Source organism: Bradyrhizobium sp. SZCCHNR2028, from assembly GCF_032380995.1.
Lineage (GTDB): Bacteria > Pseudomonadota > Alphaproteobacteria > Rhizobiales > Xanthobacteraceae > Bradyrhizobium.
The window spans coordinates 163,969-177,027 of record NZ_JAUHJF010000004.1; the positions used below are offsets into that span (position 1 = coordinate 163,969).

The 13,059-nt window shown below is 64.5% G+C and carries 11 protein-coding genes; 1 reads left to right on the plus strand and 10 read right to left on the minus strand.

Going from position 1 to position 13,059, the window contains the following annotated elements:
* Nucleotides 1-2: 2 nt before the first annotated feature.
* The 7 genes from QX121_RS08990 to QX121_RS09020 form a co-directional block, all read right to left on the minus strand.
* Nucleotides 3-914: an ABC transporter permease subunit gene (locus tag QX121_RS08990; RefSeq protein WP_315811713.1), complete on the minus strand. Its 912-nt coding sequence runs from the start codon at nucleotides 912-914 to the stop codon at nucleotides 3-5.
* Nucleotides 911-1,921 (minus strand): ABC transporter permease subunit, encoded by a 1,011-nt coding sequence (locus tag QX121_RS08995; protein WP_315738539.1) that lies wholly within the window; start codon nucleotides 1,919-1,921, stop codon nucleotides 911-913. Before QX121_RS08995 ends, QX121_RS08990 begins: the two co-directional genes overlap by 4 nt.
* A 92-nt stretch (nucleotides 1,922-2,013) precedes the next feature.
* Nucleotides 2,014-3,615 carry an ABC transporter substrate-binding protein gene (locus tag QX121_RS09000; protein ID WP_315781890.1) on the minus strand — a complete coding sequence of 534 codons (1,602 nt, stop codon included), beginning with the start codon at nucleotides 3,613-3,615 and terminating at the stop codon, nucleotides 2,014-2,016.
* A gap of 203 nt (nucleotides 3,616-3,818) precedes the next feature.
* Nucleotides 3,819-4,898 (minus strand): BMP family ABC transporter substrate-binding protein, encoded by a 1,080-nt coding sequence (locus QX121_RS09005; protein ID WP_315781888.1) that lies wholly within the window; start codon nucleotides 4,896-4,898, stop codon nucleotides 3,819-3,821.
* Nucleotides 4,899-4,979: 81 nt separating this feature from the next.
* Nucleotides 4,980-5,897, minus strand: a complete 918-nt coding sequence (locus QX121_RS09010) for an ABC transporter permease (RefSeq protein ID WP_315738536.1) — start codon at nucleotides 5,895-5,897, stop codon at nucleotides 4,980-4,982.
* On the minus strand, nucleotides 5,884-6,975 hold the full coding sequence (locus QX121_RS09015; protein ID WP_315811714.1) for an ABC transporter permease: 1,092 nt from the start codon (nucleotides 6,973-6,975) through the stop codon (nucleotides 5,884-5,886). Before QX121_RS09015 ends, QX121_RS09010 begins: the two co-directional genes overlap by 14 nt.
* Nucleotides 6,959-8,524 (minus strand): ABC transporter ATP-binding protein, encoded by a 1,566-nt coding sequence (locus tag QX121_RS09020; RefSeq protein ID WP_315811715.1) that lies wholly within the window; start codon nucleotides 8,522-8,524, stop codon nucleotides 6,959-6,961. Before QX121_RS09020 ends, QX121_RS09015 begins: the two co-directional genes overlap by 17 nt.
* 571 nt (nucleotides 8,525-9,095) lie before the next feature.
* Here QX121_RS09020 and QX121_RS09025 point away from each other — a divergent pair.
* Entirely contained in the window at nucleotides 9,096-10,217 is a 1,122-nt protein-coding gene (locus QX121_RS09025; protein ID WP_315811716.1) for a hypothetical protein, read from the plus strand.
* A gap of 52 nt (nucleotides 10,218-10,269) precedes the next feature.
* Here the strand turns inward: QX121_RS09025 and QX121_RS09030 are convergent, their stop codons facing one another.
* The 3 genes from QX121_RS09030 to QX121_RS09040 all read right to left on the minus strand — a co-directional run bounded on the left by QX121_RS09030 (nucleotide 10,270) and on the right by QX121_RS09040 (nucleotide 13,052).
* The gene (locus tag QX121_RS09030) at nucleotides 10,270-10,788 is read right to left on the minus strand and encodes a nucleoside deaminase (protein ID WP_409999330.1); all 519 of its coding nucleotides are present in this window, start codon (nucleotides 10,786-10,788) and stop codon (nucleotides 10,270-10,272) included.
* Nucleotides 10,789-11,059: 271 nt separating this feature from the next.
* Nucleotides 11,060-12,196 carry an MFS transporter gene (locus tag QX121_RS09035; protein ID WP_315776008.1) on the minus strand — a complete coding sequence of 379 codons (1,137 nt, stop codon included), beginning with the start codon at nucleotides 12,194-12,196 and terminating at the stop codon, nucleotides 11,060-11,062.
* Between the two features lie 31 nt (nucleotides 12,197-12,227).
* Nucleotides 12,228-13,052, minus strand: coding sequence for a DeoR/GlpR family DNA-binding transcription regulator (locus QX121_RS09040; RefSeq protein ID WP_315755380.1), 825 nt, complete (start codon nucleotides 13,050-13,052; stop codon nucleotides 12,228-12,230).
* Between the last annotated feature and the right edge of the window lie 7 nt (nucleotides 13,053-13,059).

Here is a 13,059-nt window from a genome sequence, read left to right on the forward strand (position 1 = left end):
GATTATCGTTTGAGCTTGGGATCAAGCGCGTCGCGCAGCCCGTCACCGAGCAGGTTGAAGGCCAGCACGGTCAGCAGGATCGCCAGGCCCGGCAGCGTGACGACCCACCAGGCCCGCAGCACGAATTCGCGCGCGTCCGCCAGCATGGTTCCCCATTCGGGCAAGGGCGGTTGCGCGCCGAGACCGAGAAAACCGAGCGCAGCCGCGTCCAGGATCGCGGTGGAAATTCCGAGCGTCGCCTGCACGATCAGCGGGGCCGCGCAATTCGGCAGCACTTCTTTGAACATCAGGCGGAGCCGGCCGGCGCCCGCGACCTTGGCCGCGATGACGTAGTCCTTCGAGACCTCGCTGATCACGGCGGCACGCGCGATCCGCACGTAGTGCGGCAGCAGCACGATCGCGACAGCCAGCATGGCATTCATCAGGCCCGGCCCGAGGATCGCGACGATGACGATCGCGAGCAGAAGGCTCGGCAGCGTCAACGTGATGTCCATCAGTCGCATGATCGCGACCTCGGTCACGCCGCGGAAAAAACCGGCGATCAGGCCGAGAATCGTGCCCGATATCACCGACAACGTCACCACCGCGATGCCGATCAGAAGCGACAGCCGCGCACCATGGATGAGACGGGACAGAATATCGCGCCCGATCGCATCGGTGCCGAGCGGATAGGTGAGCGATCCACCCTGCTGCCAGAACGGAGGCTTCAGGAACGCCGCGTTGTTGGTGAGAACAGGCGAATGCGGCGCGACGACATCGGCCGACACCGCGAGCAGGACCAGGACCGCGATCACGACGAGGCCCGCGACGGCCCCTGCGTTTTTCCTGAAGTCCTGCCAGAACTCCAGCCATGGCGACGGCGGCGCTTCTGGCTGCGCCACAACGATGTTGGCTGGGAGGTTTTCGGCGCTCATCGCGTGTACCGGATGCGGGGATTGATCAGCCCATAGGCGATATCAACCAGCAGATTGACGGTCATGACGATCGCGCCGATCAGCAGCGTGCCGCCCTGCAGCACCGGATAGTCGCGGCGGTTGATGCCCTCGATCAGCCATTTGCCCACGCCCGGCCAGGAAAAGATGGTTTCGGTAAGGATGGCGCCGGTGAACAGTACGCCGACCTGCAGCCCGATCACCGTCACCACCGGGATCAGCGCATTGCGCAAGGCGTGAATCGCGATCACGCGGAACGGCGGCAGCCCCTTGGCGCGGGCGGTGCGGATGTAGTCCTCGCCGAGGACCTCCAGCATGGCCGATCGCGTCATGCGGGCGATCACCGCGAGCGGCACCGTGCCGAGCACGATCGTCGGCAGGACGAGATGCGACAGGGCCGAACGAAACGCGCCGACATCACCGGCCAGGAGCGTATCGATCAGCAGGAAGCCGGTCACCGGCTCGATGAAATACTGCACCGCGATCCGGCCCGACACCGGCGTCCATCCGAGCTGCACCGAAAACAGCAGGATCAGCAGCAGTCCCCACCAGAAAATCGGCATCGAATAGCCGGTGAGCGAGATCCCCATCACGCCGTGATCGAAAATCGAATTGCGCCTGACCGCGGCGATGATGCCGGCCGGCAGCCCCACGCACAGCGCAAACAGGATCGCGCAGACCGACAGTTCGACCGTCGCGGGGAACAAGGTCTGGAATTCGGCAATCACCGGCTCATGGGTGACGATCGAGCGGCCGAAATCTCCGTGCGCCAGCCGCGACAGATAGAGACCATACTGCACCAGCACGGGCTGATCGAAACCGTAATCCTTGCGCAATTGCGCGAGGCGGGCCGGATCGATGCCGCGTTCGCCCGCCATCGTCTCGATAGGGTCGCCGGGGATCAGGCGGATCAGCACGAACACGAGCAACGTGATGCCGATGAAGGTCGGGACCACAAGGCTGAGCCGGGTAAAGACGAACCGCAACATGCAGAGCTCTGTCAACTTTCCCCGGAAGGTCTTCGGGAGGGCAGCGAAGCGGAAGCGGCGAAGCAGCGAAAGCTGCTTCGCCCTGAGGTCCGCTAATCCTTGACGTCGACGCCGTAGAAGCTGTGGCGTCCGAACGGCGACAGCTTGAAGTCGATCACGCGTTTGCTGACAGGCTTCAACTGCACCGCATGCGCGATCGTGAACCACGGTGCCTGCTCCTTGAAGACCACCTGGGCCTGTTCGTAGAGCTTGGCACGCTCGGCCTGGTCGCTGACGGTCTTGGCCTTTACGACCAGTTCGTCGAACGGCTTGTAGCAGAACTTTGCGATGTTCGACCCCGATGCCGATTGTGCCGAAGCACAGCCCAGCAAGGTGTGCAGGAAGTTGTCGGGATCGCCGTTGTCGCCGGTCCAGCCGTACATGCCCATCTGGTGCTCGCCGGCCTGCAGCCGCTTGCGGTATTCGCCCCATTCGAACGACTTGATCTCGGCCTTGACGCCGATCTTGGCGAGATCGGCCTGCATCAGCTCGGCGATGCGCTTGGCATTCGGATTGTAGGGACGCTGCACCGGCATGGCCCACAGATCGGTCTCCAGGCCGTTCGGGAATCCGGCATCGGAGAGAAGCTTCTTGGCCGCGTCGGGGTCATAGGGATCGTCCTTGACGGCGTCGTTGTAGGACCACATCGACGGCGGGATCGGGTTCTTTGCCGCGATGCCGGTCGACAAATAGACCGCGTCGATGATCGCCTGCTTGTTGATCGCCATGCTGAGCGCTTTACGCACGCGCACGTCATCGAACGGCTTCTTCTGCGTGTTGAAGGCGAGATACCCAACGTTGAGGCCCGGCTGCTCCAGCACGGTGACGTTCGGGTCCTTTCTGATCGTGTCGATATCGGCCGGGTTCGGATAGGGCATCACGTCGCATTCGCCCTTCTGCAGCTTGGCCCAGCGAACGGATGCATCCGGCGTGATCGCATAGACGAGGTCGTCGATCTTGGCCTTGCCGCCCCAATATTGGGGAAACGCCTTGTACCGGATCACGGCGTCCTTTTGATACTGTACGAGGTAGAATGGACCAGTGCCGATCGGATCCTGGTCGATTTTCTCGGGCGTACCGGCCTTCAGCATCGCGTCGGCATATTCCTTCGACTGGATCGCGGCGAACGGCATCGCGAGATCCGCGAGGAAAGGGGCTTCCGGCTGATTGAGGGTCACCTTGATCGTATAATCGTCGATCTTCTCGACCGACTTCAAAAGTTTCGGCATCGCCATGTCGCCGAAATACGAATGGTTCGGGCTCGTCACCTTGAAATAGGGATTATCCTCCTTCCATTGCCGCTCGATCGAGAACAGAATGTCGTCGGCATTGAAGTCGCGTGTCGGCTTGAACGACTTGGAGGTCGAATGCCACTTCACGCCCTTGCGGAGGTTGAACGTGTAGGTGGTGCCGTCGGGCGAGATCGTCCAGGTCTCGGCGAGACCTGGCACGACTTGCGTGCTGCCGCGCTCGAACTCGACGATGCGGTTGTAGATTGGCTCATTGCCATCGAACGATGTCCCAGTTGTGTTGACACCGGGATAGAAGTTCTCCGGGCTGCCTTCCGAGCAGAAAACCAGGGTCTTGGCGAAAGCGGCTGGAGTCGTCAGTAGCGCCGACGTGCAGACGGCAACGAGCAGGATAGATCTGTTCACAGTTGGAACTCCCGGTTACGGCTGTCAAGGCATCGCAAGGCGGAGCATCATTGGACTCGACCCAGACGATGCGGCCGTACCACACGATGCATTCGGGTAACGATCTACCTCATCATCCGTCGTAACAAAAGGTCCAACTCAAATGTGAGTACCGATCACCCTGCCGCAGCAGAGCTGCAGGGTGATCGGCAGCTCCAGCTTGATTACTTGCCCGGCACCTTGTCGTCGATGCCCTTGACGTAGAAGTTCATGCCGAGGATCTGGCCGTCGGCGAGATGGTCGCCGCCCTTGCACTCGATCTCCTTGCCGTCCTGGCCGAGCACCGGGCACTTGAACGGGTGCAGCTTGCCGGCGGTGATCGCCGCCTGGGTCTCCTCCGCCAGCTTCTTCACGTCATCGGGCATGTTGGTGTAGGGCGCCATCTCGAAGATCTTGGAATCGAGGCCGCCCCAGGTGTCCTCCGACTTCCAGGTGCCGTCGAGCTCGGCCTTGACGCGCGCGATGTAGTAGGGGCCCCAGGTGTCGAGGATCGAGGTGAGCTGCGCCTTGGGGCCGAACTTGATCATCTCGGAGTCCTGGCCGAAGGCGAGCTTGCCGCGCTCGGCTGCGATCTGCATCGCGGCCGGGCTGTCGGTGTGCTGCATGATGATGTCGGCGCCCTGGTCGATCAGCGCTTTGGCGGCGTCGGCTTCCTTGCCCGGGTCGAACCAGGTGTTGGCCCAGATGATCTTGACCTTGATGTTCGGGTTGACCGTCTGCGCGCCGATGATCGTGGCGTTGATGCCCGAGATGACCTCCGGGATCGGGAACGAGCCGATATAGCCGAGTACGCCGGTCTTCGACATCTTGCCGGCGATGATGCCCTGAATGTAGCGGCCCTGATACCAGCGCGCCGAATAGGTCGACATGTTCTTGTCGCGCTTGTAGCCAGTGGCGTGCTCGAAATGCACGTTGGGATATTTCTTGGCGACCTTCAGGGTCGGATCCATGTAGCCGAACGAGGTCGTGAAGATCAGCTTGTTGCCGGCGCGGACCAACTGCTCGATGGCGCGCTCGGAGTCGGGGCCTTCCGGCACATTCTCGAGATAGGTCGTCTCGATCTTGTCACCGAGCTCCTTCACTAGCGCCTGGCGCGCGAGCTCATGCTGATAGGTCCAGCCGAGGTCGCCGATCGGCCCGAGGTAGATGAAGCCGATCTTCAGCTTGTCGGCGGCGTGCGCCACGCCGGCGATGCTTCCCGCCAGCACCAACGCGGCGGCAGCCCCCAGAAGCCTTTTCATCATCGTCAATATCTCCAAACAGTCGGGGGGAAACCTCGTGAGCCAGAGCGTCGCGCCCCATCGCTGGCGCTCCGGATGATTGCTTCAGCGATCCGGCACGAACACCGTCCCCAGCGCCGCCGGCGCGGTGGAGCCGCCGGTGCGGGCGCGCGACAGCAGCACCAGGACGATCACGGTGGCGAGGTACGGCAGCGCCGACATGAACTGCGAGGGGATGCCGACGCCGGCGCCTTGCGCATGCAGCTGCAGGATCGTCACCGCACCGAACAGATAGGCGCCGATGACGAGGCGGCCCGGCCGCCAGGATGCGAACACGACCAGCGCCAGCGCGATCCAGCCGCGCCCCGCGGTCATGCCGGGAATGAAGAACGGCGTGTAGGCGAGCGGCAGATAGGCGCCGGCAAGCCCGGCGCAGCCGCCGCCGAACAACACCGCGAGCAAACGGATGCGCAGCACGGGATAGCCGAGCGCGTGGGCGGAGACATGGTTGTCGCCGCAGGCGCGCAGCACCAGGCCGGCACGGGTGCGGTACAGGAACCACCAGACGGCGATGATCAAGGCGAGCGACAGATAGACGAACGCGTCCTCGCCGAACACGATACGGCCGACCAGCGGGATGTCGCTGAGGCCGGGGATGGAGAGGTGCGGCGCGGTGCTGATGCGCTCGCCGACGAAGCGCGCGCCGATCAGGCCGGACAGACCGATGCCGAGGATGGTCAGCGCGAGGCCCGTCGCCACCTGGTTCACGGCGAGGCCAAGGGTCATGAACGCGAAGATTAAGGACATCAGCATGCCGGCGACGATGCCGCACAGCGCGCCGACGATGATCGAGCCGGACAGCCAGGCCCCACCGAAGCCGCAGGCCGCGCCGACGATCATCATGCCCTCGACGCCGAGATTGAGGACACCCGAGCGCTCGGTGACCAGCTCACCGGTGGCCGCCAGCAGCAGCGGCGTCGAGGCGGCGAGCACCGACAGGATGATTGCTTCAACCAGCACCACTTTGCACCTGCCGCGCGGCCAAGACGAGCTTGAAACGGTAGAGGATGAGCGAATCGCAGGCGAGCACGTAGAACAGCAGGATGCCCTGGAACACCTTGGTCACATCGAGTGGAATCTTCATCGTGATCTGGGCCTGCTCGCCGCCAATGAACGTCAACGCGAGGAAAAGCCCTGCAATGAATATTCCAACCGGGTTGAGCCGCCCGAGAAAGGCCACGATGATCGCGGTGAAACCATAGCCCGGCGAGATGCCGGGCTGCAGATGTCCGATGGGGCCCGCCACCTCGATGATCCCTGCGAGACCGGCCAATGCGCCCGACACGGCGAACGTCAGAAGGATGAGCTGGTTCGCATTGAAGCCGCCGAACCGCGCGGCACGCGGCGCCACGCCGACGACGCGGATCTCGAACCCCTTGATGGTGCGCTCGAGCAGCACGAAGGCGCCGGCAACGACAATCAGCGCGATGATGCTGCCGAGATGCAGGCGTCCGCCCTCGATCAGCACGGGTACGGTCGCGACCGGATCGAACTCCGCCGTGGTGGGGAAGTTGAAGCCGGCGGGGTCGCGCCAGGGGCCGCGGACGAGATAGTCGAGCAGGAGATCGGCGACGTAGACCAGCATCAGGCTGGTGAGGATCTCGCTGGCGCCGAACTTGACGCGACACAGTGCCGGGATCAGCGCATAGAGGGCGCCGGCCGCGGCACCTGCGACCAGCATCGCCGGCAGCACCCAGTGTCCCGCCTCGGTGCCCTGCGTCTTCACCGCGATCCAGCTGCCGGCTACGGCCCCGATCAGGAACTGGCCCTCGGCACCGATGTTCCAGGCGTTGGCGAGGTAGCACAGCGACAGGCCGATCGCGATCATCACCAGCGGCGTGGCCTTCACCGCGATCTCCTGCAGCGAATACCCGTCGGTGAGCGGCGCGATGAAGTAGACGCCGAGCGCAGTGATCGGGTTCTTACCGAGCACGGCGAACAGCACGCTCACGGTGACGAGCGTCAGCCCGATCGCGATCAGCGGCGAAACCAGCGCAATGATGCGCGAGCGCTCGGCGCGCTTCTCAAGCACGAGCTGCATGCGCGGCCTCCTTCTCGATGCTGGCGCCGCCCATCAACAGGCCGAGCTTTTCGCGCGTCGCCTCCGCGCGTGGCAGCGCCTTCGAAAGCTGCCCGTGAAACATCACGGCGATGCGGTCGGCGATCTCGATGAGTTCGTCGAGGTCCTGGCTGGTCACGAGGACGGCAGCGCCCGCGCTGGCGAGATCGATCAGCGCCTGGCGGATGATCGCGGCGGCGCCGGCGTCGACGCCCCAGGTCGGCTGGTTGACGACCAGCACCGCCGGCGTGCGCAGGATCTCGCGGCCGACGACGAACTTCTGCAGATTGCCGCCGGACAGGCTCGCCGCTTCCGGATCGCGCTTCGCCTTGCGGACATCGAATGTCTCGGTGGTGCGATCGACGGTCCGCAGCATCGCTGCCGCGTTGATGAAGCCGTGCCGGACCATGTCGCTGGCAGCGTGTCCCGTCAGCAGCGCATTCTCCGACAGCTTCATCCGCGGGGCGGTGCCGTGCCCCAGCCGCTCCTCCGGCACGAAGGCGGCTCCCATCTTGCGGCGCTGGCTGATCGAGAGATTGCCGCAAGCGAGGCCCTCGATGATGATCGTGCCGGGCTCTTTGACGAGGCGTTCGCCGGACAGCGCAGCAAATAGCTCGTCCTGGCCGTTGCCGGCGACACCGGCGATGCCGAGGATCTCGCCGCCCTTCAGCTCGAAGGAAATGTTCTTGAGGCCCACGCCATGCAGCTCGCTGGGGGCGAGGGTGAGATCATTGACGACCAGGCGCGGCACGGTGGTGCGCCGCTCGGCCGGCGGCTTCACTTCCTTGATCTCGGTCCCCACCATCATGCGGGCCAGCGAGGCAGCCGTCTCCAGCTTCGGATTGCAGGTCGCGACCTTCCTGCCGCTGCGCAGGATGGTGGCGGTGTCGCACAGCCGCTTCACCTCCTCGAGCTTGTGGCTGATGTAGAGGATGGCGCGGCCTTCTGCTTTTAGTCGCTCCAGCACGACGAACAGCTGGTCGGCCTCCTGCGGCGTCAACACGGCGGTGGGCTCGTCCAGGATGAGGAATTTCGGACTCTGCATCAACGCCCGCACGATCTCGATGCGCTGCCGCTCGCCGACCGACAATTGCCAGACCTCGCGCTTCGGATCGAGCGGCAGTCCGTAGTCGCGCGCGACGTCCGCGAGCCGCGCTGACATGGCCTTGAATGGCTCTTTGCCGTCGAGCCCGAGCGCCACGTTCTCAGCCACGGTGAGGTTGTCGAACAGGGAGAAATGCTGAAACACCATGCCGATGCCGAGGGATCGCGCCTCGGCCGGGCCGGACAGCTTGATGGGCACACCCTGCCAGCGCAACTCACCGGCGCTCGGCTGCACCAGTCCGTAGATCGTCTTCACCAGCGTCGACTTGCCGGCACCGTTCTCGCCGAGCAAGGCGTGTATCTCGCGTGGCCGGATCTCGATGTCGATCTCGTCGTTAGCAAGGAAGTCGCCATAGCGCTTGGTCAACCCGATCGTCTGCAGGAGCGGAGGCATAGGGTTCGGATCGGCCGGCGCGGGTTCAGGCATTTGCTGCGTCGTGGGGGCAGGGGAACGAAGATGCCTCAATTGTGATCTAATTTTCCGCGGCGCGTAAGAGGCGAAAAGCGCCATCCTCTGCCCAACTCTTGTCCAAGCGCCCATCGCGCGGCGATCGGCGAATGCAGCGCGCCCTTGGTTGCAAGCAGCGTACGCTGCAATCAGCTGTGATCGATAAAGCTCTGTGGCACTTTTGAGACACTGGCCGGAAATCGATCCGCCGCAGCAAGCTGCACGTTGGATGAGCAGCGTCATCCAATGCGCGTCAGGGGCGCGCTTGCGCGCAGGCTTGCTCGCGAAAGCGCGCGGAAGGCCACGCGGGGGGCTTTCGGAAAAACTTCTGCAATGTGAAGCAGCAAGATCGGAATTTGGGAGCATCGCGGCCGCGGCCAATCGTCCCATGTTCAGGCCAGCATCTGCTGTCGTCGCCGCTGCAATACGGCGGAACCTTGATCAAACTGCGGGCAAGTCCTGGAGAAAGTTGAGGCTTCTCCAGCCGGTCGAACGGCGCAACTGTGCATGCAAGTCGGGAATCGGCGCTTGTCAACTGGGGGTGTTCTGAATGTCGTTACGTCAAACAATCGCGGCGGCCGTCGCGCTGGGCGCGGTAGCGCTTAGCTCAGTCGGTGTCGCAGGGGCTGCTGACCTGCCCGCCAAGGCGATCGCGAAGAAGGCTCCGGCCGAGGTGCCGTTCTTCCTCGTCGTCGATAATCGCGTCAGCTACTCCTACATCTTCAATGCCAGCCAGCCTGGTGCATGGAGCGTCAACGGCAACGGCACGTTCAACGCCAAGACCGCCAAGCAGGTCTATTCGTTCACCCATTTCGACGTCTGGGGTTACGGCACCAACTTCTTCACGATCTCGCTGTTCAAGTCGGACCACAACGACCCGGCGGGGCCCTGCACGCAGACCGGCGGCATCGTCTCGCCCAACGCGGGCTTCGCGTTCACGCCGGCGAGCTGCGCCGGTGCGACCGAGATCTACGGCCTGTTCCGCTCGACCTTCGGCTGGAACCAGATCTTCAACACCAAGGCCTTCACGGTGGGGCCGCTGCAGAACATCTCGTTCGAAGTGGGCATGGATGCCAATACCGAGAACCGCTACTTCGGCGCGGCCAAGCGTGACGTCGTCGCCGGTCTGCAGTTCGCGTTCAACCTGCCTTACAAGGGCTACTTCAACGTCGCTCCCTTGATGTACTGGGAGTTCGCCAACCACAACTCGTTCTCGCAGTGCGGCGCCGGCTGGTCGAACCCCTGCATCTCCGACGGCAACACCTCGTTCAAGCCAACCTGGGCCGTCGAGACCAACTACTACATGGATCTCGGTTTCCTGCCTGAGAGCATGCAGTTCTTCTCGATCTCGGGTCGCGCCGGCTGGTACGGCAAGAAGGGCACCGATACCGAGCCGCTCCCGGCCAGCGTCGCGAACGGCGTCTATCCGACCAAGGTCGAGTTCAACTCCGAGCCGATCCGCCTGACCTTCGATGCGTCGAAGGCGATGTGGGGTGAGAAGCAGAGCCACATGATCGACGTCTGGGTGGCCTATCGCTACTGGCAGAACAAGTTCGGCCTCGACCACAACAACGCGGTCGGCTGTTCCGTCGCCGGTGGCGGCGGCACCCGCGTCGCCACGGGCGCTTGCACCGAGTCGTCGCTCTACTCGGGCGTGACCGTGAAGTTCTGATACGGATCGAAGCACTCGAAGAGGGCGCCGCGGCTCGGTCGCGGCGCCTGCTTCATTTGTCCCAGGCTCCTTCATGCAGCGCCGCGGCTTCCTCCTCCAACAAGGGGCCGACAATCTCGGTTGCGCGCTGGCCGCTCGCGAACACCTCGCGACAGGGCAGGTCGAGCGTCGGGTTCTCCGGATGGTTGCCGGTAAGGTCGCGTAGCCGCCGCTCGCTGAGGCCGTAGACCACGCGTCCGATGCCGGCCCAGTAGATGGCGCCCGCGCACATCGCGCACGGCTCTGCCGACGAATACAGCGTAGCCACAGCTCTGATCTCGGGGGCAATCGACGTGCAGGCCTGCGTCGCGACCAGTCGCTCTGCATGCGCTGTGGCATCGCGCGCTGGCAGGTAGCCGTTTTCACTTTCGATCAGGACCCTGCCGTCAGCATCGACGAGAATGGCGGCGAACGGGTGATTGCCGTGTGACATCGAGCGGAGGGCGACAGAGAAGCTGTGGCGCAGGAAATGCGCGTCGCGCGCCTGTGTGTCGGCAAATCCGTCTTCGTCCGCAGGGGCCTCGCCAGCGATCTCCACTAGACTGCTCCGCTGTCTGTCCGGCGATCCTGAGCCGTCCGGACGAGCTTCGCAAGGGAGGCGATGTCTGCAACCTGCGTTGCGGGGCGGCGCACGAAGCGGGGCAGGCGGGCAGGCTACGATGGCCGCGAACGCGGATTCCAGGATTGCCGTCTAGGCCGCGCCGACGATGATGAGAATGAGAGTAACGATATTGGGTGCGCGTCCGATTCTGCTCTTGGCTGGGGCATGAGATGCGTATCAAAGCCAAGCACCGGGCTCGTTCCTAATTTGGCGCAGCTACGACGCGTGGTGCGCTCAGCAGCACAATGACGAGCAGTGCGGCCAACATCCAGAACGCGGCCGGCAGGCTGGTGGCCGCGGCGACGAAGCCGATGCCGGCGGGCCCAAGCAGTACGCCGGAGTAGCCGGCGGTGGTGACGGCGGCGACGGCCAGCCCGACCGGCATCGCTGTCTGCGCGCCGGCCCGGCGGAACAGCACCGGGACCAGGTTCGATGCACCCAAGCCGATCAGCGCGAAGCCGGCCATGGCAGCAACAATCCAGGGAACCGCGAGCAGCACGACGAAGCCGGTGATCGCGATGACGCTGCCCCCCAGTAACGTCGCGCGATCGCCGATCCGTGCAACCACGGCATCGCCGACGAGACGCCCGGCGGTCATTGCGATCGAGAACATGATGTAGCCCAGCCCGGCTTGCGCGGCCGGCAGGCGGCCCGACCCGGCGAGCAACAGCGCGCTCCAGTCGAGCATCGCACCCTCGACCAGGAACATGATCGCGGCGAGCGCCGCCAGCAGCAGCACTGCGCCGTGAGGAAGCACGAGCAGAGGGCCCGATTGCGCCGGTTTGCTCGCTATCAGTCGTGGGGCAGCCACGGTCATCGTGGCCAGGGCGAGCGCACAGCAGGCGAGCGTGCCGAGCAGCGGCGCGACATCGAACGCGAGCAGCGCAGTCATGACGCCGGAGCCTGCGAAGCCGCCGATGCTGAACTGCGCGTGGAAGCCGGACATCAGCGGACGCTCGCTCAGCCGCTCGACGTCGATCGCCTGGATGTTCACGGCGACGTCGAGCGAGCCGAGCGCCGCGCCAAAGGCGAACAGCGCAAGCCCGAGCGTGGCTGGCGTCGAGGCGATCGTCAGCGGGGGCAGCAGCATGCTCAAGGCGATGCCGCTGACGATGACGACGGGCTTGCTGCCGTAGCGGGCGCTCAGGAGACCTGCCGCCAACATCGATGCGACCGAGCCCACGCCGAGCGAGAGCAGCAGCAGCCCGAGCGTCGCATCGTCGACCCCCAGCCGCTGCTTGGCGAACGGCACCAGCGGAGCCCAGCAGGCGATGCCGAAGCCGGCGACGAAAAAAGCCAGGCGTGTCGCGAGCCGCGCCGCGCGGTGATCCGAACTCATCTGGAAGATTCCTGAAACTCCGAAGGCGCCGTCATCCGGGCGGGGTGGCGGTCATGATGGTAGCTCCCGCCCGTCTGAGCAGGGCGAGTCGGGCCGCCGGCGCATCATGCTCGACGGTGAGCTGGCTGATCGTCTTGGCGCCGGCGATACGGTGGGGGGCTCGGGTCTCGAGCTTCTCGTTGGTGACCATTGCGACGCTGACGCGGCTCAGCGACAGCAGCGTTCGCTTGAACGTTGCGTCAGTCGGATCAACCGCGCTGATGCCGCCTTGCGCCGATACAGCGCAGGCGCCGATGAAGCAGCGGTCGATGTTCAAGCGCTGCACCTGCATGATGGCGTCGGCGTCGACACAGCCGCCGACTGCGGGGTGAACGGAGCCGCCGATCACGATCAACTGCAGGTCCTGCCGATGCAGCACGGTTGCGGCAACGTCGATGGCGTTGGTCGCGACGGTGAGATCGAAATCATCGGGCAGGACTTCAGCGAGGGCGAGATTGGTGCTGCCACTATCGAGGAAGAGAAACTCCCCACGCGCGATGCTGCGGGCGGCCGACCGGGCGAGCGCCAGCTTGCGTTCGCGATCTTGCCCGATACGCGCCGCCATCGGTGCCATGCCGCCGGCGATGGGCAATGCGCCGCCGTACACGCGGCGGCAGCGTCCTTCGGCGGCAAGCGCGCGAAGATCGCGCCGGATCGCATCCTCGGAGACGCCGAATTCGTCGGCGAGGGCGGTCGCGATGACCGCTTGCCCCGCAGAGAGGCGGCCGGCGATCTGGTCGCGGCGCGCCAGTGGAAGGTCTGACATGCCGCTTGTTACCATGCATGAACAAGAATAACAACGTGCATAATCGTGCATGATGCAA

What these genes read in the sequence shown, in the direction of transcription:
- QX121_RS09035 (WP_315776008.1), bottom strand. Translation starts at nt 12,196, where the DNA reads ATGAGTTCGGATCACCGCGCGGCGCGGCTCGCGACACGCCTGGCTTTT.
- QX121_RS09040 (WP_315755380.1), bottom strand. Translation starts at nt 13,052, where the DNA reads ATGCACGATTATGCACGTTGTTATTCTTGTTCATGCATGGTAACAAGC.
- QX121_RS09020 (WP_315811715.1), bottom strand. Translation starts at nt 8,524, where the DNA reads ATGCCTGAACCCGCGCCGGCCGATCCGAACCCTATGCCTCCGCTCCTG.
- QX121_RS09015 (WP_315811714.1), bottom strand. Translation starts at nt 6,975, where the DNA reads ATGCAGCTCGTGCTTGAGAAGCGCGCCGAGCGCTCGCGCATCATTGCG.
- QX121_RS09025 (WP_315811716.1), top strand. Translation starts at nt 9,096, where the DNA reads ATGTCGTTACGTCAAACAATCGCGGCGGCCGTCGCGCTGGGCGCGGTA.
- QX121_RS09005 (WP_315781888.1), bottom strand. Translation starts at nt 4,898, where the DNA reads ATGATGAAAAGGCTTCTGGGGGCTGCCGCCGCGTTGGTGCTGGCGGGA.
- QX121_RS08995 (WP_315738539.1), bottom strand. Translation starts at nt 1,921, where the DNA reads ATGTTGCGGTTCGTCTTTACCCGGCTCAGCCTTGTGGTCCCGACCTTC.
- QX121_RS08990 (WP_315811713.1), bottom strand. Translation starts at nt 914, where the DNA reads ATGAGCGCCGAAAACCTCCCAGCCAACATCGTTGTGGCGCAGCCAGAA.